23 protein-coding genes are annotated in these 21,794 nt (G+C 69.7%); 11 read left to right on the plus strand and 12 right to left on the minus strand.

Annotated features, from left to right (window positions below; translation table 11 throughout):
* Positions 1 to 39 precede the first annotated feature (39 nt).
* Positions 40 to 570: a universal stress protein gene (locus tag KUTG_RS44545; RefSeq protein WP_043725834.1), complete on the plus strand. Its 531-nt coding sequence runs from the start codon at positions 40 to 42 to the stop codon at positions 568 to 570.
* Here the strand turns inward: KUTG_RS44545 and KUTG_RS44550 are convergent.
* A complete protein-coding gene (locus KUTG_RS44550; RefSeq protein WP_063753641.1) occupies positions 501 to 950 on the minus strand; it encodes a hypothetical protein in 450 nt (149 codons plus the stop codon). The genes KUTG_RS44545 and KUTG_RS44550 overlap by 70 nt on opposite strands.
* Positions 951 to 1,013: 63 nt before the next feature.
* Between KUTG_RS44550 and KUTG_RS44555 the strand changes: the two genes are divergently transcribed.
* On the plus strand, positions 1,014 to 1,397 hold the full coding sequence (locus KUTG_RS44555) for a MerR family transcriptional regulator (protein WP_043725836.1): 384 nt from the start codon (positions 1,014 to 1,016) through the stop codon (positions 1,395 to 1,397).
* On the opposite strand, the gene KUTG_RS44560 is transcribed toward KUTG_RS44555, so the two are convergent.
* On the minus strand, positions 1,360 to 1,653 hold the full coding sequence (locus KUTG_RS44560) for an MGMT family protein (RefSeq protein WP_043725837.1): 294 nt from the start codon (positions 1,651 to 1,653) through the stop codon (positions 1,360 to 1,362). The genes KUTG_RS44555 and KUTG_RS44560 overlap by 38 nt on opposite strands.
* A gap of 87 nt (positions 1,654 to 1,740) precedes the next feature.
* Here KUTG_RS44560 and KUTG_RS44565 point away from each other — a divergent pair, with 87 nt between their 5' ends.
* Positions 1,741 to 3,183, plus strand: coding sequence for a M1 family metallopeptidase (locus tag KUTG_RS44565; RefSeq protein WP_043732835.1), 1,443 nt, complete (start codon positions 1,741 to 1,743; stop codon positions 3,181 to 3,183).
* Positions 3,184 to 3,253: 70 nt separating this feature from the next.
* On the opposite strand, the gene KUTG_RS44570 is transcribed toward KUTG_RS44565, so the two are convergent.
* Positions 3,254 to 5,419: a M64 family metallopeptidase gene (locus tag KUTG_RS44570; RefSeq protein WP_232241276.1), complete on the minus strand. Its 2,166-nt coding sequence runs from the start codon at positions 5,417 to 5,419 to the stop codon at positions 3,254 to 3,256.
* Positions 5,420 to 5,580: 161 nt separating this feature from the next.
* Between KUTG_RS44570 and KUTG_RS44575 the strand changes: the two genes are divergently transcribed.
* Together KUTG_RS44575 and KUTG_RS44580 are read left to right on the plus strand one after the other, a co-directional pair.
* On the plus strand, positions 5,581 to 7,200 hold the full coding sequence (locus KUTG_RS44575; protein ID WP_232240927.1) for an IS1634 family transposase: 1,620 nt from the start codon (positions 5,581 to 5,583) through the stop codon (positions 7,198 to 7,200).
* Positions 7,201 to 7,266: 66 nt separating this feature from the next.
* A complete protein-coding gene (locus KUTG_RS44580) occupies positions 7,267 to 8,994 on the plus strand; it encodes a S9 family peptidase (RefSeq protein ID WP_232241277.1) in 1,728 nt (575 codons plus the stop codon).
* On the opposite strand, the gene KUTG_RS44585 is transcribed toward KUTG_RS44580, so the two are convergent.
* On the minus strand, positions 8,991 to 9,506 hold the full coding sequence (locus KUTG_RS44585; RefSeq protein WP_043725840.1) for a protein-tyrosine phosphatase family protein: 516 nt from the start codon (positions 9,504 to 9,506) through the stop codon (positions 8,991 to 8,993). The two genes, KUTG_RS44580 and KUTG_RS44585, sit on opposite strands and share 4 nt — an antisense overlap.
* A gap of 32 nt (positions 9,507 to 9,538) precedes the next feature.
* Positions 9,539 to 10,432: an SDR family NAD(P)-dependent oxidoreductase gene (locus KUTG_RS44590; protein ID WP_052396144.1), complete on the minus strand. Its 894-nt coding sequence runs from the start codon at positions 10,430 to 10,432 to the stop codon at positions 9,539 to 9,541.
* Between the two features lie 64 nt (positions 10,433 to 10,496).
* Here KUTG_RS44590 and KUTG_RS44595 point away from each other — a divergent pair, with 64 nt between their 5' ends.
* Positions 10,497 to 11,057, plus strand: a complete 561-nt coding sequence (locus KUTG_RS44595; RefSeq protein WP_043725842.1) for a TetR/AcrR family transcriptional regulator — start codon at positions 10,497 to 10,499, stop codon at positions 11,055 to 11,057.
* A gap of 1 nt (position 11,058) precedes the next feature.
* Positions 11,059 to 12,360, plus strand: coding sequence for a bifunctional 3-(3-hydroxy-phenyl)propionate/3-hydroxycinnamic acid hydroxylase MhpA (locus tag KUTG_RS44600; protein ID WP_063753643.1), 1,302 nt, complete (start codon positions 11,059 to 11,061; stop codon positions 12,358 to 12,360).
* On the opposite strand, the gene KUTG_RS44605 is transcribed toward KUTG_RS44600, so the two are convergent.
* Positions 12,342 to 13,247, minus strand: coding sequence for an SDR family NAD(P)-dependent oxidoreductase (locus KUTG_RS44605; RefSeq protein WP_043725844.1), 906 nt, complete (start codon positions 13,245 to 13,247; stop codon positions 12,342 to 12,344). The two genes, KUTG_RS44600 and KUTG_RS44605, sit on opposite strands and share 19 nt — an antisense overlap.
* A 71-nt stretch (positions 13,248 to 13,318) precedes the next feature.
* On the opposite strand from KUTG_RS44605, the gene KUTG_RS44610 reads away from it, so the two are divergent.
* On the plus strand, positions 13,319 to 14,260 hold the full coding sequence (locus KUTG_RS44610) for a LysR family transcriptional regulator (protein ID WP_043725846.1): 942 nt from the start codon (positions 13,319 to 13,321) through the stop codon (positions 14,258 to 14,260).
* Positions 14,257 to 14,463, plus strand: coding sequence for a helix-turn-helix domain-containing protein (locus KUTG_RS44615; protein ID WP_043725848.1), 207 nt, complete (start codon positions 14,257 to 14,259; stop codon positions 14,461 to 14,463). The genes KUTG_RS44610 and KUTG_RS44615 overlap by 4 nt, the downstream gene beginning before the upstream one ends.
* Positions 14,464 to 14,478: 15 nt before the next feature.
* On the opposite strand, the gene KUTG_RS44620 is transcribed toward KUTG_RS44615, so the two are convergent.
* Complete coding sequence (locus KUTG_RS44620) at positions 14,479 to 14,685, minus strand: hypothetical protein (protein ID WP_043725851.1); 207 nt, start codon at positions 14,683 to 14,685, stop codon at positions 14,479 to 14,481.
* 292 nt (positions 14,686 to 14,977) lie between these two features.
* On the opposite strand from KUTG_RS44620, the gene KUTG_RS65495 reads away from it, so the two are divergent.
* Together KUTG_RS65495 and KUTG_RS44625 are read left to right on the plus strand one after the other, a co-directional pair.
* On the plus strand, positions 14,978 to 15,145 hold the full coding sequence (locus tag KUTG_RS65495) for an SDR family NAD(P)-dependent oxidoreductase (RefSeq protein ID WP_255360981.1): 168 nt from the start codon (positions 14,978 to 14,980) through the stop codon (positions 15,143 to 15,145).
* A 31-nt stretch (positions 15,146 to 15,176) separates the two neighbouring features.
* Positions 15,177 to 15,749 carry an SDR family NAD(P)-dependent oxidoreductase gene (locus tag KUTG_RS44625; protein WP_255360982.1) on the plus strand — a complete coding sequence of 191 codons (573 nt, stop codon included), beginning with the start codon at positions 15,177 to 15,179 and terminating at the stop codon, positions 15,747 to 15,749.
* Here the strand turns inward: KUTG_RS44625 and KUTG_RS44630 are convergent.
* The 5 genes from KUTG_RS44630 to KUTG_RS44650 form a co-directional block, all read right to left on the minus strand.
* Positions 15,746 to 16,909, minus strand: coding sequence for an acyl-CoA dehydrogenase family protein (locus tag KUTG_RS44630; protein ID WP_043725854.1), 1,164 nt, complete (start codon positions 16,907 to 16,909; stop codon positions 15,746 to 15,748). The two genes, KUTG_RS44625 and KUTG_RS44630, sit on opposite strands and share 4 nt — an antisense overlap.
* 14 nt (positions 16,910 to 16,923) lie before the next feature.
* Positions 16,924 to 17,976: a hypothetical protein gene (locus KUTG_RS44635; protein WP_043725857.1), complete on the minus strand. Its 1,053-nt coding sequence runs from the start codon at positions 17,974 to 17,976 to the stop codon at positions 16,924 to 16,926.
* A 44-nt stretch (positions 17,977 to 18,020) separates the two neighbouring features.
* On the minus strand, positions 18,021 to 19,679 hold the full coding sequence (locus tag KUTG_RS44640) for an ArnT family glycosyltransferase (RefSeq protein WP_198047531.1): 1,659 nt from the start codon (positions 19,677 to 19,679) through the stop codon (positions 18,021 to 18,023).
* A gap of 182 nt (positions 19,680 to 19,861) precedes the next feature.
* Positions 19,862 to 20,815, minus strand: a complete 954-nt coding sequence (locus tag KUTG_RS44645; protein ID WP_043725860.1) for a CE1 family esterase — start codon at positions 20,813 to 20,815, stop codon at positions 19,862 to 19,864.
* Complete coding sequence (locus tag KUTG_RS44650) at positions 20,815 to 21,555, minus strand: amino acid ABC transporter ATP-binding protein (RefSeq protein ID WP_043725861.1); 741 nt, start codon at positions 21,553 to 21,555, stop codon at positions 20,815 to 20,817. Before KUTG_RS44650 ends, KUTG_RS44645 begins: the two co-directional genes overlap by 1 nt.
* Between the last annotated feature and the right edge of the window lie 239 nt (positions 21,556 to 21,794).

Genomic DNA, 21,794 nt, shown 5'->3' on the forward strand with positions numbered 1-21,794 from the left:
CGCTGTCGACTTGCGCGGGGTGAATACCATGGGTCGGTGATGGATGGTGTTCGGCGGGTCGTCGTCGGTGTCGACGGCTCGGTCGGCAGCTTGCAGGCGCTGCGACGGGCGGTGACCGAGGCGCGGATGCGCGCGGTCCCGCTCGTCGTCGTGATCGCGTGGAGTGCGCCCGGCGGCGAGGCCACCTACCGGCGCACGCTCGACGTGCAGCTCAAACGGTTGTGGGAGCAGGGCGCCTGGGAGCGGCTGGCCGCGGCGTGGGACGAGGCACTGGGCGGTGTCCCCGACGACGTTGAAGTGCAGCAGATGGCGGTGCGGGCCGACGCCGGCAAGGCGTTGGTGTGCATCGCGGACGACGAGAACGACCTGCTGGTGGTCGGGGCGGGACGGCGGAACCTGTTGCGCCGCGCCCTGATTCCGTCGGTGCCGAGGTACTGCGCCGCCCACGCGAAGTGCACGGTGCTGCTCGTTCCGCCGTCTCCGCTGGCCCAGCAGATGTATCACGGCGTGCTGCCGCGGCTGCTGCGCCGCAAGCGCGCCGTGAACGATCTCGTCGGCCACGGCGGATGAGCCGACAGCCACGGGGCCAGCTGTAGGACGCCGAAGAGCACCTCGACGGCGAAGAATCCCCACAGCAGCCCCGTGGCGCCGTGCACGGCGGCGTACGCCTCCCAGATCGCGAACAACATCCGCGCCACGCCGTCGTACAGGCCGAGGACCGGGTGCGGGTCGATCAGGCGCAAGACGGCCCACACCACCACGATCGACCCCATCAGGTCGGCGTACATGGTCGCCGTGGGGTCGGTGGCGGGCATCGCGCCGAGACCGAGCGCGAGGCCGACGGCGGACAGCGCCTGTCGCAGCAGTTCGTAGGTCCACGGCGTGACGAACGCCGCCGTGACAACAAGGTCGTAGCCCGCGCTGACGCGGACGAGTCGTCGGTAGTTCACGGTTGGCGACGCTAAACCGTGGAGTACGCTTCAAGGTCAAGTCCACGGACCGACGGAGTCACCATGCGCATCGGGGAACTGGCCGTGCGGACCGGCATGAGCCGGGACGCGATCCGGTTCTACGAGAAGATCGGCCTGGTCGCCGGGCGGCGGCTCGGCAACGGTTACCGCGACTTTCCGCCCGAGACGGTGCCGTGGCTGCACTACGTGCGCACCGCACAGCGGCTCGGCTTCTCACTCGGCGAGATCGCCGACAATCTCGCGGAGCTGAGGGACGTCCCCGACTCGGCCGCGGCGCTGTCGGCGCTGTTCGCCGACAAGATCCAGGTCATCGACGCGCGGATGGCCGAACTCGCCGCCGTGCGCGCCGATCTCGCGGCGCGCGTGGACACCGGCTGCCCGCTGCGGCCTACTCCTCCGGCTGCCACCGGTACTGCCGGAGATTGACCCGCTGGCCGTCAGCCAACACACCCTCGGCCCGCAGCCGCGCCAGCTGCTCGTGCGCGATGTGCGGCGAGGGCGTGCCGTTGGCCCGCAGGATCCGGTGCCAGGGCAGGTCGTGGCCGTCCTCGGACAGCAGCGCCCCCACCATGCGCGGGCTGGGCGCGCCGACCATGGCCGCGATGTCGCCGTAGGTCGACACCTTTCCCGGCGGCACATCCCTGATCGCTTCCCGCATCCGCTCGTGCAATGCCTCGTCCATGTGCCGATTATGCCCGCCCGGTGACAGCTTCTTGACCGTTCCCCACGGCGACGTCCTGGGCGCGTCGGCGTGGCTAACGTCGCGGGCATGCGACGAAGCATCACGGCCGCGGCGATGTCCGCGGCACTCAGCATCGGGGTCGCCGCCCCGGCGTTCGCCAATCCCACGCCGGGGGCCGACCACCTGGGCGACCGGGTGTTCACGAACCTGGGCAACGGCGGTTACGACGTCGGGCACTACGACGTCGCCTTCGACTACCGGCCGGGCACGCCGCTGATGGACTCGGCGGTGCGGATCGACGCGACGGCGACGCAGGACCTGTCGTCCTTCAGCCTGGACTCCACCGTCCGCAAGCTCAATTCGGTCCGGGTGGACGGCCGGCCCGCCCAGTTCCGGACACAGGACAGCACCGAGAAGCTGTATGTCACGCCGGATCGTCCGCTGGCCAAGGGAAAGCGGTTCGCGGTGGAGATCTCCTACGTCTCCGACCGCACCTACGACCCGGTGTCGCCGGCCCCGGCCGATCCGCGGAACGTGCACTGGTTCGAGAAGCCGGACGGGTTCGTCACCTTCGCCCAGCCGGACCGGGCGCACGAGTTCTTCCCCGGCAACGACCATCCCAGCGACAAGGCCACGATCACCTCGCACATCACGGTTCCCAGCGACGTGCAGGCCGTGTCCAACGGCACCCTGAGGGACAAGAAGACCGAGGGCGGCCGCACCACCTACACGTTCGGCACCAGGGACCCGATTCCCACCGACACGGCGGTGTTCGCGGTCGGCCACTTCACCGAGCTCGACGCCAAGGGGCCGAACGGCCTGCCGCTGCGCAGCTCCGTGGCCACGGCCCAGGCCGACGCCAGCAAGGCCTTCGTGGACGACATCCCGAGCCAGGTCGCGTGGGTGGAGAAGCAGCTCGGGCCGTACCCCTTCGAGACCTACGGCGTGCTCGGTGTCGACGGCGGCTACTTCGCGGCCATGGAGAACGCCACGCTGTCCACGTTCGACGCCAAGTCCGGCCTGCAGGGGGACATCGCGCACACCGCGACGATGGTGCACGAGCTGGTGCACCAGTGGTTCGGCGACGCCGTGTCGGTGAACCGGTGGAGCGACGACATGTGGCTCAGCGAGGGCCACGCCAGCCTCTACAGCTTCCTCTACCAGGGCGACAAGGGTTTCCGGCCCACGGAGACCGGCCTCAAGCAGTGGTACGAGCAGGACAACAGCTTCCGCGCCTCGGACGGCCCGCCCGGGCGGCCGAAGGACACGATCAGCGTGCTGGGCACCACCAACAGCGCCGCGCTGATGCTGTACGGCCTGCGCACCATGGTCGGCCCCGACACGTTCCAGCGCATCGAGCAGACCTTCTTCCGGCAGTTCCGCAACCGCGCGGCGTCCACACAGGACTACATCGACGTGGCGAACCGGCTCTCCGGCAAGGACTACACCGCGTACTTCAAGGACTGGCTGTACGGCGATCACACGCCGCCGATGCCCGGCCACCCGGACTGGGCGCCCGGCCAGGCGTGATGAGAGGACATGCGCCGCCCGAACAGTCTTCGTCTACAAGTAATTTTATAAAAGGGGTTAATGGATTGATCTAAAGAGAGACCCTGGGGTCCTTGCGTCCGAGCACGCCGAGGGTATGAAACTCAGTCGAGACGCTGAGCGCGCCGGTGACGCTGCCGCCGACGATCGTCAGGTCCTGCGCGGTGCCGACGATGCTCGCCGCCCCGCGCACGGTGGTGTCCAGCAGTTCGACCGCGTTGGCTGCGGTCGCGGTGACGCCACCGGTGATCGTCGAACTCGTGGCTACGAGCGAAGCACCCGGCTGCACCACGATCGCGCCGTTCAGCTGGGCGTGGTCGAGGCACGTGACGCCGTCTCGGACCACCAGTGCACCGTCGTGGCGGCCGGTGATCGTCGTCGTGCAGGCCGGCGGCGCCGGCAACAGGTTCACCTGGAAGCTCTTGGCCGCCGCGGTGTTGCCGGCCGCGTCCGTGGTCCGGTACTCGATGGTGTGCTGGCCGTAGCTCGGCGTGGCATCGTCCCAAGGGGACAGTCGTGGCTTGCCCAGCTTCCCGTAGACGAGATGGTCGATCTCGGTGCCGCTCGGCGTGAAGTGCCACGGCTGGCTGGAGTCGGTCGGCCAACCGAAGTAGTTGAACCAGCCGTCCCCGTCGGTGCGGAACTCGCTGACCAGGGAGCCGGTGCGGTCGTCGGCCGCGGTCAGCTTCATGGTGAACGGTCCATTGTAGACGTACTCATTGGTGCCGTCGGCCCTGTGCACGGTGACCAGCGAGTCCGACAGCTTGTAGTCGGTGGACGGGTCGGTCGCGTCGACGGTCCAGCTGCGGGTCTTGCCGCCGACCTTCGCGGTGACCGTGTGCGAGCCGGTCAGCTTGAGGCCCTTGAGATCCACGTCGTTGGCCGTGGTCGGCAGCGCCTTGCCGTCCAGCGCCCACTGCACTGGCACGACCTGGTTGGTCGGGTGGGTGGTGTCGGCGAAGATGACCTCGTCCCCGCCGAGCGGGCGGTCCGTCTCGGTGGTGTCCGCGAAGTCCAGCGCCGTGGTCGTCGGCGGCGTTTTCACCGCGGTGTGGACGTTCCAGCTGCGGGTGGCGGTCAACGCCTGGCGGATCGCCGGGTCCCGCACGAAATCGGTCGGGTCGGCGACGGTCGCCGTCACCTTGTGCTTGCCCGCCTTGAGGTTCAGCTGGCGCAGGTCCAGCTGCTGTCCGTTCGTGGCGAGCGCCTTGCCGTCCACGGTCCAGGTGATCGTCAGCTGGTGGCTGTTCGGGTGCATGGGCACCACCCACACCACCCGGTCCGCGCCGATCGTCTTCGTGGTCGGCGTCGAGTCCTGGACGATGCTGGTCTTGGCCGAGATCGACTTGACCATGTCCTCGCGGCCGACCTGGTCGTAGTAGTAGCCCAGCGTCTTCATGATCGAGTGCGCGCTCGGGCGCCACACGCCCGTGCCGCTGTACATGCCGGACTCGTAGCGGCCGATCGTGCCGCCGGACTCGCTCGGCTCGCCCAGCCAGCGCCACCACTTCTTCTGCTGCTGGGTCATCTGCTGCTCGGTCAGCAGCGTGTGGTGCACCGAGTCCGGCTCGCCGTCGGTGTACGCGTCGCCGCGCACGCCCCGGGCGTAGTAGTCGTACTCGTCCTGGAGTCCGCCCAGCGAATGGCCCAGCTCGTGCGGCGTGATCAGCGACGACATCGCGTTGCCGCCCGAGGCCGTCGCGTACGTGCCGCCGACGCCGCCGTACGTCGTGCTGTTGGCGATGGCCAGGATCTGCCGGTTGGACGCGGTCGTGCCCGGCACCAGGTTGGCGTAGGTGGTGGCGGCGCTGTCGTCCAGCACCAGCGCGCGCTGCACGCCCTGCGGGTCGCAGCCTTCCCAGAACGCCATGTGCAGCGGCGTGTTCCGCTTGGGCGAGGTCAGGTCCGGGTCGCAGCTCACGCCCGACTCCGGCGACGGGATCTCCACCGAGTACACGTTCATGTAGTTGCGGTACGACTTGTACGGCTCGATCGTGAACAGCACGTTCATGTGCTTGTCCACGTCCGCGCGGAACTTCGGCATGTCCGCCGCTGTGTAGCCGTCGCCGAGGATCACCAGGTTGAAGCGCTTCGCCGGGTCGCCCGTCACCCGGATCGGCACCACCGTCGCAGCGGCCGTGTCCGCCTGTGCCGTGATCGGCAGCGGCAGGAGGGCCAACGCCGACACCATGCCGGCAATGAGGATTCGTCTCAACACCGGCCTGACGCTAGGAACCGGCCATTCCGCCCGCAAGGGGCCGAAAGTCGGCTTGTTTCAACGGATTTCCCGCTAGTCCCGTCTTCCGCACATGGACACAGGTGAGTTGATCACGCGGGCCGGTGTCCGCTCGGTCAAGGGCTCTGCCAGGGTGTTCAGTCGTGGATCAACGTGCACGACGACGGGCTCGCTATGTCGCGGCGAGTGTGGAGAAAACACTGGGCGCGCTGCCGGTGATCGCCGATTACTGTCGCCGTCTGGACCTGGCCGGGATCATCGACCGCGCCTGCCCGGTGCGTGATCTCGCACTCCTGACCCACGGACAGGTGATCGAAGCGCTGGTCGCGAACCGACTGACCTCACCAGCACCACTGGTCCGGGTGACCGACTGGGCCCGCGAGCACGCGGTCGAGGAGGTCTTCGGCATCGAGCCCACGCTGCTCAACGACGACCGGATCGGCCGGGCGTTGGACGCGATCGCCCCCGAACTCGATCACATCGTCGGGTCCGTTGGCGCACAAGCGATCTCGATGTTCGGGCTGGACACATCCCGGCTTCATTGGGACATGACCTCGATCTCGCTGTACGGCGCCTACGACCAGGCCGACACCGACCACCCGGCGCCGAAGTTCGGGCACCCCAAAGACCGCCGCCCCGACCTGAAGCAGATCCAGGCCGGGCTGGCGGTCACCGGCGATGGTGGTGTGCCGGTGTTCCACCGGGCCTACGACGGTGGCGCGGGCGAAGTCGCCCAGGTGGTGGGCGCGATGAGCGCGCTGCAGACTATGGCCAGACCCCGAGAGTTCCTGCTGGTCGGGGACTCCAAGCTGGTGTCCTACGCCAATGTCTCGGCGATGATCGCCTCCGGTGTCGGGTTCGTCGCGCCCGCGTCGAAGGCCTACACGCCGGCCGCGACGCTGGCCGCGCTGGACCTCGACTCGGCCGCCGAGGTGGACTACGTCGCCGAACGGGACGCGGGCAAACCAGCCGCCGACCGTGGCCGCTGGCGAGTCACCGAGGACACGATGACGCTGGCGGGCAAACGCAAGCGTGACCCGGTGCTCACGCTGCGGCGGGTGTTCGTGCACTCCACCGCCCGAGCCCGCGCCGCGGCCACCGCGCGGGCCCGCAAACTCGACCGTGCTCGCGACGATCTGGACCGGCTGGTCCGGGGCCTGGGCTCCCGGCATTACCCCGACGAGAAGGCGGTGACCGCCCGGATCGCCGCGATCGCGGCCGCCCGCCGGGTCACTGCCTACCTGCGCACCGAGACCGGCACCGATCCTGCCACCGGCAAACCCATCCTGCGCTGGTGGTTCGACCACGCGGCGCTGGATGCCGAGACCGCCACCGACGGCTGGTACGCGCTGCTGACCAACCTGCCCGCCGACGTCGACCCGGCCGAGATCCTGATCCGCTACAAAGGCCAGGAGGTTGTGGAACGCCGCTACGGCGCCGTCAAAGGCCCCCTGGCAGTGGCACCGCTGTTCGTGAAGAACAACCGGCGCATCGCTGCCCTGATCACCGTGATCTGCCTGGCACTGCTGATCTTCTGTCTGATCGAACGTCAAGTCCGGCAGGCGATCGCCCCGCACATCACGCTCGACGGCCTCTACGCGGGCAGACCCGCCAAGCCCACCGGGCGGCTGATTTTCGAAGCGCTCGCCCGGCTTCGCCTGATTCCCGCTGTCAACGGGCAACCACCAGGGATTCCGCAACCACCCCCGCTACAAGCCAGGCTCCTGGACCTACTCGGTGTCGACCCCACCCAGCCGAGATGATCAAATAACATCCCACTCGACGATCATCCCGAGTTGATCAATCCTCACGTGCGGAATACCCGGCTAGTGTCAGCGATCGTGCTGACCGCCGAGATGATCGTCGACGCGCCGGACGCGGCCGTTCCCCGGGTGTCGCCGGACGGGCGGTGGGTGGCCTACGAGCTGCGGCCGGCCGGCGAGGTGTGGCTGGGCGGCGTGGACAGCCCGCCCCGGTTCCTGACCATGGGCGCGAACCCGCGCTGGGCCGGGGATTCGGTCTACGTGGTCGTCGACGGCACGTCGCTGCACCGGGTGGAGCTGACCGGATCCGCCACGGTGGTGGTCACCTGGGCGGCTGGCATCGACGACCACCTGCCGTTGGCCGAGGGCGTGCTGTTCATCGCCCCCGACTCGGTTCCCGACGGCATCGAGGTTCGGGGCGTTCCCCGGCCGTCACGGCTGCGTGTCGTCGACTCCGACGGAATCCGTGTGCTGTACGGGGATCGGCACGTGGCCGAGGTCACCCGGCAGCCCGGCGGCGGCCCATTGGCCGTGCTCACCTGGTCCAGCCACGAGTTCGATCCGGGCTTGCTGGAGCCGGAGCTGCACGTCGTGTCGCTGGACGGCTCGGTGCGGGACCTCGGGCCGGCCGTGGCCGGCGCGCACTCACCGGTGTGGCGCCTCAAGGGGGCATGGCGGATCGCCTATCTGGCCTCGACACCGCCCGGTCTCCAGTCCGGGACCGCCGTGCACGATGTGGTGGACGGCAACGTCACTTTCGGGCTGCCGGCTTGCCCGTTCGAGCTGGTGCAGACCGAGGACGGCGACCCGTTGATGGTCGTCGCCGAGGGGCTGGACACCGCGGTGCACCGGCTCTCGGTCGGGCCGGTGTCCCGGCATACCGGACTGGTCAAGCAGGTCAGCGTCGGCGGCGATTCCCTCGCGGCGATCGTCAGCACCACGTACGAGCCGCCGAACGTGCACTTCAACGGCGTGCGGATCACCGACACCCGCCCGTGGGCCCGTGACATCGCCTGGGGCGTCCAGTCGCGGCTGTCGTATCGGGCTTCGGACGGTCTGGCGCTGGAGGGTCTGGTGGTCGTGCCGCCGACCGGGACCGGGCCGTTTCCGCTGGTCACGATCGTGCAAGGCGGTCCGTACGATCGGCACAGCGACAAGTTCTCGCTGCACTGGGCGCCGTCGGCGCAGTGGTTCGCCCTGGCCGGGTACGCCGTGTTCCTGCCCAATCCTCGCGGCGGCCAGGGCCGTGGGCACGAGTTCGCCGCGGCGGTGGCCGGTGCCGTGGGGCAGGAGGAGTGGACCGACATCCTGACCGGCATCGACCTGCTCATCGCCGACGGCGTCGCCGATCCTCAGCGGCTCGGCATCGCCGGGTGGAGCCACGGCGGCTTCATGGCCGCGTGGGCCATCGGGCACACCGACCGCTTCGCCGCCGCCGTCATGGGCGCCGGCGTCACCGACTGGGGCATGCTCGTCGGCAGCGGCGAGTACGGCCGCATCGAGGCGGCGTTGGGCGGCAGCACCGGGTGGGAGGGCGTCGGTCCCCACCGGCACGACGAGCTCAGCCCCATCTCGTACGCCTCGGCCGTGCGGACTCCCGTGCTCATCGTACACGGCGCCGCCGACACCAACGTGCCGCTGGCCCAGTCCGAGTACTTCCACCGGGCCCTGCGGCACTACGGGGCCACGCACGAGTTCGTCGTCTATCCCCGTGAGGGCCACTCGCTGCGGGAACGCGCCCACCGGCTCGATCTGCTCGACCGGATGCGGGCGTGGTTCGACCGCTGGCTCTAGATCGGCGCCTCCAGCCCGCTGAGCAGCGAGGCGACGCTCAGGCCGGTGGTCAGGTAGTCGACGAAGGTCGCGTTGTTCAGCGCCTGGTCGGAGCGGGCCCGGCGCACCATCCCGATCGCCGTGCGCGCGTCGTGGCCCAGCTCGATCAGCGTCTGCGCCGTCAGCAGCCCCGACCGGTTGTGGCCCACTCGGCAGCGGACCAGCACCTTCCGCCCCGCCGTCAGCTCCTCGGCCGCCATCACGGCCAGCTCCGCCACGCGGTCGATCTGCGCCGGCAGCAGCGGCGCGTCCGGAATCTCGTGCACCACATGCCTTTGCCCCGGCCCTGGCCCGTGGCCCGGCCGGGTGAACAGGCTGAACACCACGTCGAACTCGTCGGTCACCACCGCCGCCTGCAGTTCCCCGTGGTCGTCGATCCACTCGTGGCCGCCCATCCACAGCCGCTCCGCAACCTCGTTCCACGGCGCCCGCGGCGGCGGTGTGTCCCGATCTCCTTCTCGCGTCCTGCGCACCTGGCCCTCCCCTTCCAGCGACGCCCCTGACGCTACTTCAGTCCGTGGGGGCTTGGACGCCTTGCGCTTCGCATCGCCGCCGACGGATCAAGGCCGGTGAGCTCGACGCTGCGCTCCCACACCGACTTGGCCAGCTCCTCATCGGCCAGGATGCCGCGAACGGACTCAAGCCGAGGAACGCCCCTTAGCCCGAACATCCGCGGACCCCAGAGCTGACCGCTGTGAACTTCAGGATCCAGCACGCACCGCACGGCCGGCCAAGCCCCGGCGTCCTTGCCCTGCAAGAGAAGTCGCTGAGGGTGCGGCCCGCTGGGGCGAGTGTGCACGGGTGGGCGGGAAGGCGTGAGGGCGTCGAGGGCGCCGCCGGGATGGTTGACGACGCTGACCACACCGCCTCGCCGGGCCAGCTCGAAGCCGAAGAGCATCTGGGCGAGCTTGGAACGGGCGTAGGCGCGCTTGCCGTCGTGCTCGTGGGCGGGGAACGACGCGGACTTGGCGACGAAGCTGCCGGTGGTGACGACCCGGGACCTCTGGGAGAGGTACGGGGCGAGCAGGGCGGTCAGGGCGAAGTGGCCGAGGTGGTTGATCGCGAACGTGCGCTCGTCGGGATCGGGGCCCTCGATCATCACGCCGGCGTTGAGAACGACAGCGTCGAGGGGAGCCGTCAGTCGATCGACGGAGCTCGGCAGCGAAAGGCGATCGGCCAGGTCCAGGGGCAGAAAGCGCAGCGACGCCGAGGGATGGACGGCGCGGATGGCGGTCATGGCGGCCTCGGCGCGGGCGGCGTCGCGGCAGCCGAGCAGGACGGTCGCGCCGGCGCCGGCCAGCTGCTCGGCGACGAAGTAGCCGATGCCGGCGTTGCCGCCGGTGACCAGCACGGTAAGGCCGTCGGCCCGTGGCGGGTGGTGCACGTCCCAAGAAGTCATATCGACACCGTAATCGGAACCGCTCCGAGTTTGCAATGGCTTCGGTCACGGGTACGGTGGCCCCATGACGCAGGGGCGGCGCGAACGCAAGAAGGAGGCCACGCGGCGGGCGCTGGCCGACGCGGCCAGGCGGCTGTTCCTGGAGCGCGGCTTCGACAAGGTCACCGTGGCGGAGATCGCGGAGGCGGCCGACACGGCGGTCTCGACCCTGTTCGTGCACTTCCCGGCGGGCAAGGAGGCGCTGATCCTCGGCGACGGCGCGGAGCGCGAACGGTCGCTGACCGAGGCGGTGCGGGAGCGCGGCGACAAGTCCGTCCTCGACGCGCTGCGGGACTTCCTCGCCACCCGAGGCCCCTTCGAGGCCGACCCGGAGACCCAGCCCATCGTGGACCTCGTCACCACCACGCCGGCGCTGCGGGCCTACGCCCGTCTCATGTGGACGAACAACGAGGCGGCGCTGGCCGAGGTGATCGCGGCGGAGACCGGCCGCGAAGCCGATGTGTCGCTCCGGCTGCTCGCTCGCTACGTGCTGGAGATCCCGGACCTGGCCGGCACCGCGCCGGACGCCCCGGCGGCGCTGGACATCGCCTTCGAGCACCTCAAGCGCGGCTGGCCGGGCCTCTGACATGGCGCCGGTCATCGTGGTCGGGGCGGGGCCGACGGGCCTGACCGTCGCCGCGCTGCTGGCCCGGCACGGCGTCGACTGCGTGGTGCTGGACCGCCGACCCGAGCCGCACCCGCAGCCCCGGGCCGTGCATCTCGACGACGAGGTGCACGCGATCCTGGCCAGCATCGACGTCGACCTCGGCGCGATCTCCCGGCCGGCCCTGGGACTGCGGCTGCTCGACGCGGACCTGGGCGTCCTGGCGGAGTTCCGCCGCGACTCGACGCCCGGCCGGCACGGCTTCCCTGAGGCCAACATGTTCGACCAGCCCGACCTGGAACGGTTGCTGCGGAAGAAGGTCACCGTTCTCGACGGCGTCGAGGCCACGGAGATCACCCAGCACGGCGATCATGTTCGGGTGAACGGCGAACGGGCCGACTACGTGCTGGGTTGCGATGGCGCGAACAGCTTCGTGCGCAACGCGATCGGCGCGCGGATGCGGGATCTCGGCTTCGCGCAACGATGGCTGGTGGTCGACATCGAGACCGAGGCCGAGCTGGGGCAGTGGGAAGGCGTGCACCAGGTGTGCGACACCCGGCGCGCGGCGACGTACATGCGGGTCGGAAAGTCCCGCTATCGCTGGGAGTTCCGGCTCCGTGACGGCGAGACCGCCGCCGACTATCAGGATCTCGGCGCCGTCAGGAAGATCATCGCGCCGTGGACTCGGGTCGAGGACCTGAAGCTGCGTCGGGTCGCCGAGTACACCTTCCGGGCCCAGATCGCCAACACATGGCGTCAGGAACGGGTTTTCCTGCTCGGCGACGCCGCTCACCTGACGCCGCCGTTCATCGGTCAGGGCCTCGGGGCCGGCCTGCGGGACGCGGCGAACCTCGCCTGGAAGCTGGCCGCCGTCCACAAGGGAGAGTCGCCGGCTTCGGTGCTCGACACGTACCAGGTCGAGCGAATGCCCCACGCGCTGACGATGATCCGCCTGGCCAAGCTGCTCGGCGCGGCCATGACCGAGGGCGGTGAGCTCGGCAACCTGCTCCGCCGCGTCGTCATGCCGCGCCTGCATCTGGTGCCGGGGTTGAGAAATCGGGTTCTCAGCAGCGAAACTCCCGCGCTGCACCGGTCGGAACTCGTGCAGCGGCCCCGATTCCGTCGCGGCCTGGCCGGAACCCTGTGCCCCGGGCTGGTGCCCGACCGGATGACCGTCGTGACGCCCGAGACACACCCGGAACTCGCCGACTGGCTGCGCCAGGGGCGAGCGAGCGCGGCGATCGTCCGTCCTGATGGCATTGTGCTTCAGGCGTCGAGCATCTGACGCGACAACTCCCACAACCGGCGCGCATTCTCGGGATCCACCGCGTAACGGGCAACGCCTTGCAGCCGCGCACCGCGACGGTCCAGCGTCTCGGCCTCGTTGCAGTCGGCGAAGTACCGGCCGCCGACACCCTCCAACAGGGGAGAAGTGGCCACCAGCACGGAAGTCGCCGCGCCCTGCTCGACCGTCTTCATCAGCTCCGGCGGGATCGTCCCGCTGCCGGCGCCTCCGGTGTGCCGCTGGAGGTTGGTGAAGATCGCGCCGGGCATCGCGGCATTGGCGGTGATGCCGTCGGCGGCCCAGCGCCGCGAGGCCTCGACCGCGAACAGCACGTTCGCGGTCTTGGACTGACCGTAGGCCAGCCACGGATCGTAGCGGCGGAAGTCGAAGTTGGGATCGTCGAAGATGAACGGCGACAACATGTGCGCGGTCGAGCTGACCACGACGATTCGCGCGTTGCCGGCGGCCTTGAGCGCCGGGTGCAGCGCTGTGGCAAGGGCGAAGTGTCCGAGGTGGTTGGTGGCCAGCTGCATTTCCCAGCCCTGCGCCGTGTACTGCTCGGGCGAGGCCATGATGCCGGCGTTGTTGACCAGGATGTGCAGCGGTCCCGTCCAGGAGTCGGCGAACGCCGCGACGGATGCCTGGTCGGCCAGGTCGAGCCGCTTGACGTCGGCCGCGTCGATCTCCTTGGCCGCTCGCTCGCCCGCGTCGACGTCCCGGACCGCCAGCGTGACCTCGGCCCCGGCGGCGGTCAGCACGCGGGCGGTCTCCACGCCGAGACCGGACGAGGCCCCCGTGACGATCGCGCGGCGCCCGGTCAGATCGATGCCGGCGGCGACGTCGGCGGCGGTGCTGTCGAACCCGAACTTCGTGTGGATCAAACTCATGCCTTCGACGTTAGGTCCCGACCGGCCATGCGAAAAGCGCAGGATCAGCAGATCTGGTATGCGTATATCTCATGACCGTCGCCGATGCGTCGCTGACCGAGCTCCGCGTGTTCCGCGAGGTCGCCGAGCGTGGCACCCTCACCGCCGCCGCCACCGCCCTGGGCTACACGCAGTCCGCCGTGTCACGCCAGATCGCTTCGTTGGAACGGCACTGCGGCGCCGAGTTGGTGGAGCGCCGGCACGACGGCGTGCGGCTGACCGCCGCCGGGCAGCTCGTGCTGCGGCGCGTGGTGACCGTGCTGGAGCAGGTCGACGCCGTCAGCCGTGAGCTCGCCGGCCTGCCCGACGAGCACGCCACCGTCCGCCTCGGGTGGATCACCAGCGCCGGCGTCGGCCTTGTACCGCAGGCCCTCGCCGCGTTGCGCGACAACCATCCGTCCATCACCGTGATGACTCGCGAGGGCACCACACCCGCGCTCGTCCGCGCCCTTCGCGCCGGCACCGTCGATCTCGCGCTGCTCGCCTCCGCGCCGCCTTACCGTGCGCCCGACGAGGAGACTCCCGCCCTGGACGTCCAGGTGCTCACCGAACGCAGCCTCCGCGTCGCCGTCCCCGCCTCGCATCCCTTGGCCCGCAAGGACTTCATCGAACTGGCTGACCTCCATGGCCAGCCCTGGATCGCCGGTTCCGGCACCGCCATGGGCGTCTGGCCCGGCCTTGACGAGCGTCCCGTCATCGCCCACTCGGTTCGCGACTGGCTGGCCAAGCTGCACCTGGTCGCCGCCGGCTGCGGGCTCACCACCGTCGGCGACTCCCTCTCCGACGCCGTTCCCCCGGGCGTTCGCGTGCTGCCCGTACGCGGCGGTTCCCACGAGCACCGCCGCATCCTCCTGGCCAAGCTGCCCCGCCCCCTGTCCGAGCCCGCCGGCCGCGTCGCCGACGCCCTCCGCAGCCGTCGCAGTGACAACCGGGGGTTGACACGACAACCCCTGGTTGTCATGCTCGTGCCATGACCACCGACCCGCACCGCGAAACCTTCGACCGCATCAAGGAAGTCCGCGCCCAGGCCATCCATCACGCCCGCCTGGCCCAGCAGCTCGCCGCCGAACGCCGCGACCTCATGCAGTCCCTCATCGCCCAGGGCGTCACCCAGTCCGACATCGCCCGCGAACTCGGCGTCACCCGCCAGGCCATCCAGAAGATGCTATCGGTGTAGCGGCGGGCGCCGGTCTCAGCGGACCGGCTGCCCGCTGAACTGACCGCCGTTGCATCGAGAAATAATGTGGTCGCCGATATTGAGGGAGATGATGCGGCCGCCGCCCTGCTCGCACTGCCTACCGGTCACGCTGTGCGGGGCCGCGTTCGCCGCCGGCATCATGCTGATGGCCGCGCCGAGGCAGATCCCGGTCGCCGCGACGGCCGTGAGCAGTCGTTTCATCGCGCACTCCTTCGTTGTTGGAATGCCTCGAAAGTATGGGCATCAGCGACTGTGTTCAATGGGTTGCCTCGGATTCGGCAGTGATCGATGCCCGATCAATCTCCCACGAATCGAGACATGCTCATCGCGATGAGGGCATCGGCTGCCGTCGGTGCGGTGAAACCATCGCCTGTCGCGCGTTCGACGATTGTTCATTGCTGATGTGCGGCTGCCGCGGTGGGGCTGTTGCGCCGGTCCGGCGGGTGTGGATAGCTTGCGGGGCCGTAGCTTCGACCCGATGGGAGCGCTACCGATGGACCTTCAGTTGCGAGGGAAGACCGCGTTGGTCACCGGGGCGAGCCGGGGGATCGGGCTGGCGGCCGTGCGCGCCCTCGTTGACGAGGGGGTTCGGGTTGTGGCGGCGGCGCGTCACGTTGAGGGTGAGCTGGCGTCCCTGCCGGTGGAGGCGGTGGCGGGTTGACCTGTCGACCGCCGACGGCGCGGCTCAGGTCGTGGACGAGGCGGTGTCGCGGGTGGGCGGCATCGACGTTCTGGTCAACAACGTCGGGTTCGTACACCCGCGCCCGGCCGGCTTCGCCTCGGTGACCGATGACGACTGGTTGGCGACGTTCAACCTCGACCTCATGTCCGCTGTACGCACAACCCGGGCCGCCCTGCCCGCCTTGCTCGAACGGGCCGGCTCGATCGTCACCGTGTGCTCGGTCAACGCCACCCTCCCCGACCCGCTGGTGGTCGACTACAGCGCCGCCAAGGCCGCCTGCCTGAGCTTCTTCAAGTCACTGTCCAAGGAGTTGGGTCCGCAGGGCATTCGGGTCAACACCGTCAGCCCGGGTCCTGTCGCGACCGACCTCTGGCTCGGCACCGGCGGCGTCGCCGAGACTGTCGCCGGAGCCGGCGGTGACGCCGGCGCTGTCGCCGACAGCGTGGCCGCCGGTGCGGCTACCGGCCGCTTTACCCAGCCTGCGGAGGTCGGTGCCCTCATCGCGTTCCTGGCGAGCCCGCTCGTCGGCAACCTCACCGGCGCCGACATCATCCTCGACGGCGGCATGACCCCGACCATCTAATACCCCGAGTCGGGGGTGAGGCCGCCGCGTCGGATCAGCTGGCGGGTGATGACGTCGCGCTGGATCTCGTTGGTGCCCTCGCCGACGATCATGAGAGGGGCGTCGCGGAAGTAGCGCTCGACGTCGAACTCGGTGGAGTAGCCGTGGCCGCCGTGCACGCGGATGGCGTCGAGGGCGACGGTCATGGCGGCCTCGGAGCAGAAGAGCTTGGCCATGCCGGCCTCGAGGTCGGCGCGGGAGCCGGAGTCGTAGCGGCGGGCGGCGTGGAGCAGGAGCTGGCGGGCGGCGGTGAGGCGGGTGGCCATGTCGGCGAGGAGGTGGCCGACGGCCTGGTGCTGCCAGATGGGCTTGCCGAAGGAATGGCGTTGCTGGGCGTAGGAAAAGGCGTCGTCGAAGGCGGCGCGGGCGACGCCGGTGGCCCGGGCGGCGACCTGGATGCGGCCGATCTCCAGGCCACGCATCATCTGGGCGAAGCCGTCGCCCTCGACGGAGCCGAGCAGGGCGGTCGTGGGCACGCGACAGTCCTGAAAGGACAGTTCGCAGCTCTCGACGCCCTTGTACCCCAGCTTGGGCAGGTCACGGGAGACGGTGAAGCCGGGGACCTTCTCCATGAGCAGCACGCTGATGCCCCGGTGTGGAGGGTCGGCCTGAGGATCGGTCTTACACAGCAGGGCGACGAGCTCGGCCCGACGGGCGTTGGTGATCCACGTCTTGCTGCCGTTGACGACGTATTCGTCACCGTCGCGCCGGGCGACGGTGCGCAGGGCCTGGAGGTCGGAGCCGCCGTCGGGCTCGGTGAGAGCCATGGCGGCACGGAGCTCACCGGTGGCCATGAGGGGGAGGTAACGGCGCTGCTGCTCGGGGGTTCCATGCTGGAGAAGTAGTTTGGCCACGACGGTGTGGCCGCCCATGGCGCCGGCGAGGCTCATCCAACCGCGGGCCAACTCCTCGGTGACGAGGGCGAAGCACGGGGTGGACACCTCAGCGCCGCCGAACTCCTCGGGGATGGCCAAGCCGAACATGCCGAGCTGCTTCATCTGCTCGATCAGGGCCGAGGGATAGGCGTTGTCATGCTCCAGCTGCCGCGCGACGGGCCGCACATCCCGGTCCACGAAGTCGCGCACGGTGTCGACGATCGCCTGCTCGGTGCTGTCCAACATCGCCCAGTCTCCTCCTAGCGGCAGTCCAGGATGCGGCCGTCGACGGTGCCGATCAGCAGCCCGGAATCGGCGCTGGCCAGTGACGATCCTACGGACGGCTGGCCGTGGACGCTGAGTTCTTGTTGCCACAACACGGCTCCGGCGTCGAAGTCGACGCCGAGCAGTGCGCCGGAGTTCAAGGCGACGTACAGGAGCGAACCGTCGACGTGGAAGGCGGTCACCGGGTGGTCGACGGTGAGATGCCACAGGATCTCGCCGTCGGGGCGGTGTCGTGTGATCTCGGGGCCCTTGCACACCAGGGTGCTCTCGACCTCGACGACCGGATCGACTGACCACTCCAACTCCTCGGCGGGAAGCCAGGATTCGAGCCGAGGACCATCCACAGTGGCCAGAACGCGGCCGTCGGGTAGCGGGGCGACGGCCCGGATCGGACCACGATGCGACCAGTCGGGCGACAGCGCCTCGACGGCGGCACGGGCCTGGTCGGGGGTGATGACGTCGCTGTCCCGCAACGGACCGTCCAGCTCGTCGAAGCCAATCTCGCCGTCGCCGACGGCGAGCCAGTCGTCGCGCGTGACCATGGCGTCGAAGCCGATGGTCATGGCGGCGTTGCCGAACTCGGACTCGCTGAAGGGGGCCAGAGCGAGGTCGAGTACGCGGCCGTGCCGCCAGGTCCGCCACCGCACGGCCCGAACCTCGCGGCTGTCGGCCAGCGCCGACACGACCGTGCCGGTGTCGAGGTGTAGAAGCAGCAGCTCGCCGTGGAAGCTCCAGCCGCCGTCGTAACTGCCGGTCCCGACGGCCAGCAGCGGTTGCCGAGGATGGAAGTCGACGGAGCGGACGGGGTAGCGCAGGCGGAGCAAGGACCGGCAACGCAGGTCGGACCGGTCGTAGAGGCCGAGCACGTGAGGTCGCCAGCCCTCGGCGCCACGCTGATACAGCCAGCCCTGATGCCCGCCGATCGCGATCAATCCGCGGCCCGGGTCGACGGCGACGGCCTGCGGCTCGCCGATCTCGGCGAACGGTTGATCACCCAGCACGCGGTGCACGGTGAGGGTCTGCGGCACGACCAGACCGTACGCCCGCGAGCAGCAGGAGAGCGCTCTCCGGCCTACTTTCCTGCACAGTCGTACAGGTGCGGGCGGACCTGCGGACAATGCTCGGCGGCCCAGGCCACGTTCTTCTGCGCGACGGTCTTCGCCGGCTTCTTGACCTCGCCCTGCACGTACCGAAGCTGCCCGGTGTGAATCAGCGACCGGAACTCCGATGCTGTCGGGAACGGCGTCTTCGCGCTGAAACCGCCCATCGGCAGCACGCTCGCCCCGGCCTGCGAGATCAGCGTCGCGGCGGGACCGGCGCCGTCGACGGCGAGCACGTACCGGGCGTTCCCGCTGCCCCGCTGCACGTAATCCAGCAGCGAACGGTCCTCTTTGGACAGCAGATGGGGCTTGCGGGGCTTGGCTCCCACCGAAGGGTTGGCGGCATTGGCCTTCGCCACGGCCTGATCCGTCGACAAGGTCCAGGCGGTGGGGGTGATCAACACGGCGACCAGCCCGACGACCGCGCCCAGCGCTACCAGCCGTGACGAGCGGGCGGCCAGCAGGGCCAGCACGGCGAACAACGCCAACACCGCAACCGCCGCGGTCAGTGATCTGTGGGGGAGCGCCAGCGCCCAACCGGCGGAAACGAGCACGGCCATCGGCAACAACCACGGGCGACGGGCACGTTCCCGCCAGAACAACACCAACCCGGCCCCGGTCAGCGCGGCCACGGCGGGCGCCAGCACTACCACGTAGTAGGCGTGACGGAACTGCCCGAACCCGAAGGCCAGGAGGTGCACGGCGAGCCACATGCCCCACATCGCGTACCCGCTGCGCTCACGTGTCCACAACAGACCGAGCACGACGGCCAGCAGACAAATCGGATACATCCAACCGATCTGCACGAAAGTGTGCTCCGACAACAGATCCCGCCAGCCGTTGCCGCCGCGGAACCGGCTCGCCGCGTTGTAGCCGAGGACCATGCTCAGGGGATTGTTGTCGCTGGTCGCGTCGATGTACGGTCGGTCGGCCGCCGGGGTCAGCAGGGTGATCACCACCCAGACCGACGACACCGCCAGCACCACGCCGCCGGCCACGAACAGCCGTCCGAGACGCCGGCGCGCGAACACCAGGTAGCAGAGGGCGAACACCGGCAACACCAGCCAGGCCTGCACCATCTTCACGTGGAACGCCAGGCCGATCCACACGGCGCACGGCCACAGCGGTTTGTCATCCAGCACGCTGCGCTGCCACGCGCCGGCCGCGCACACCAGCAGCAGGGTCAGCAGCGTGTCCGCGATCTGCGCCTTGGCCAACGCCGCCGCGATCGGCGTCAAGGCCATCACCAGCGCCGCCAGCAGTCCCGCCGCCGGCCCGGCCCAACGCCGCACCACCTTGTACAGCACCAGGACCGTCGCCACGGCTTCGAGCACCGACGGCAGCGCCACCGACCAGTCGTGGAAGCCGAATGCCCGGACCGACAACGCCTGCAACCAGAACGCGCCGGGGATCTTGTCGATGCTGATCGAGCCCTGCGGGTCGAACCCGCCGAACACGAACGCCCGCCAGCTGCCGGCCATGCTCCGGACCGCGGAGGCGTAGTAGTTGTGCACCGGCCGGACCGTGATGCCCCAGGCGTAGATGACGGCGGCCAGCACGCCGATCGCCGCCAGCGCCGACCGGATCAGCGTGGTCTCGGTGAAAGAGGGATCTCTGGACGAACTTGGCACAGTTTCTGTTCCGGCCAGGCCCGGGGCGGATCCGGTCAGCGTCCGTCCGAACGACATGGTGAAGCCCCCAAGGAAGACGGGCTGCCCGGCGGTCGGCGGAGTGAGGTCGGTGCCGTGCTCATGCTACCGGCAAAGGCAAGGGATACTCGCCCCCCGACAGGGCGAGCATCCCGGAATGCCGGTCAGAGGTGGGCGGTGAGCGGGTGGGCGTTGAAGAAGTCCCAGATCACCTGGGTCGCCTTGACTGTCTGGGTCGCCGAGCCGGGGCCGCTGTCGACCAGTTCGCCGGGCCAGGTGTGGCCGGCGCCGATGATCCGGTAGTGGGTGACGTTGGCGTGCTGGTCGCACGACGACCAGGAGAACTGGAGGACGTCGGTGCCGATGGCGGTCTGCACGGGACCGGTGGTGCAGTGGTTGTGGGTGGCCCAGTTCTGGGCCCAGTCCATCAGCGCCGGGGTGGGCACGCCGTGGCTGACGTCGCCGGTGTACACGATGGTCGGGTCGGCGGTGCCGTGGAAGTCCACGATCGGTGCCGGGGCGCTGGTCGAGCAGCCGGTGGTGGTGCCGGGGTAGAAGGCGCCGGCGATGGTGCCGAAAGCGGCGATACGGAAGGGAAGCTGGCAGGCCAGCAGGGAGACGAAGCCGGCCCCGTTGGACTTGCCGGTGGCGAAGATGCGGTTGGGGTCGACGCACAGCGTGGCCTGGAGCTTGTCCAGCAGGTCGCTGACGAACTTGACGTCGTCGACGCCCTCGGCGGCGTACGGCGCGCTCTCCCACGCCCGCTGGTCGGCCTCGCCCTTGACCCCCACGGGATACACGGCGATGGCGTCCAGGTTGTCGATGCCCGAGAAGGCCTCGATGTCCGAGCCGTCGCCCTTGCGGCCGTGGAAGGCCATGACCACCGGGGTCGGGTGGAAGGGCTGGTAGCCGGCCGGCAGGTGCAGCAGGTATTCCCGTTCCAGGCCGCCGGAGGTGACGGTCTCATGGGTCGTCACGCCGGTGGCCGGCGCCTGCCGGGACAGGCAGCCGAGGGACAGGATGGGGTAGTTGCGCACGGCCGGCGCGGCCGAAGCCGTTGCCGGCACGAGGAAAGCGGCGGCGACCGCGGCGGCGGCCGCGAGAGGGACGAGTCTCATCACAGAACCTGCTTCAGGAAGGACCGGAGCCGGTCGGATCTGGGGGAGTCGAAGAACTCGGCGGGACGGGCGGCCTCCAGCAGTCGCCCCTGGTCGAGGAACACGACCTGCTGCGCCACCTCGCGCGCGAACCGCATCTCGTGCGTGACCACGATCATCGTCATACCGCGGTCGGCGAGGTCGCGCATGACCGCCAGGACCCCCTTCACCAGTTCGGGGTCCAGGGCCGAGGTGGCCTCGTCGAACAGCATGACCTCGGGGTCCATCGCCAGCGCGCGGGCGATGGCCACCCGCTGCTGCTGGCCGCCGGACAGCTGCTCGGGCCGTCGATCCTCCAAACGGGACAGACCGACGGACTCCAGGTGCCTGCGGGCCACCTGCACCGCTTCGTCCCGTGTGCGACCGAGAACCCGTTGCTGGGCCAGGGTGACGTTGTTCAGCACGGTGTGGTGGGGGAACAGGTGGAAGTTCTGGAACACCATGCCCACCCGGGTGCGGATACGGTCGACGTCCGCGCCGGGATCGGTGATCGCCTCGTCGCCGATCAGGATCCGCCCGGAACTGGGCACCTCCAACAGGTTCGCGCACCGCAGTAGCGTGGACTTGCCGGAGCCCGAGGGGCCGACGATGCACGTGGTGGCGCCGCCGGGCGCCTCCAGCTCGATGTCGTGCAGCACCTGGTTCTGCCCGAAGCTCTTGTCGATGTGCTCGAACCGGACCGCGGTGCCGGCGCGGGTCATGGTGGTCACTAGTGCACCCTCTTCCGTGCAGACGCCGTCATGGCGTGTGTGGTAGGAACCAGGCGGAAGCCGGGGTGACGGCCTAGTGTGGTCGCCCTTCGAGGGCCTGCATGACACTGCCGCCCCCGGCTTCCCCGGAACCGCGAAGCGATGACAAGAGGACGCGCCGTAGAGCGCCGGTTAGTGACCACTCCGCTGTCGGTTCCCTCGCCTCCGCCTGGCGCCTGCCCCGAGTCACG

This window comes from Kutzneria sp. 744 (assembly GCF_000568255.1).
Lineage (GTDB): Bacteria > Actinomycetota > Actinomycetes > Mycobacteriales > Pseudonocardiaceae > Kutzneria.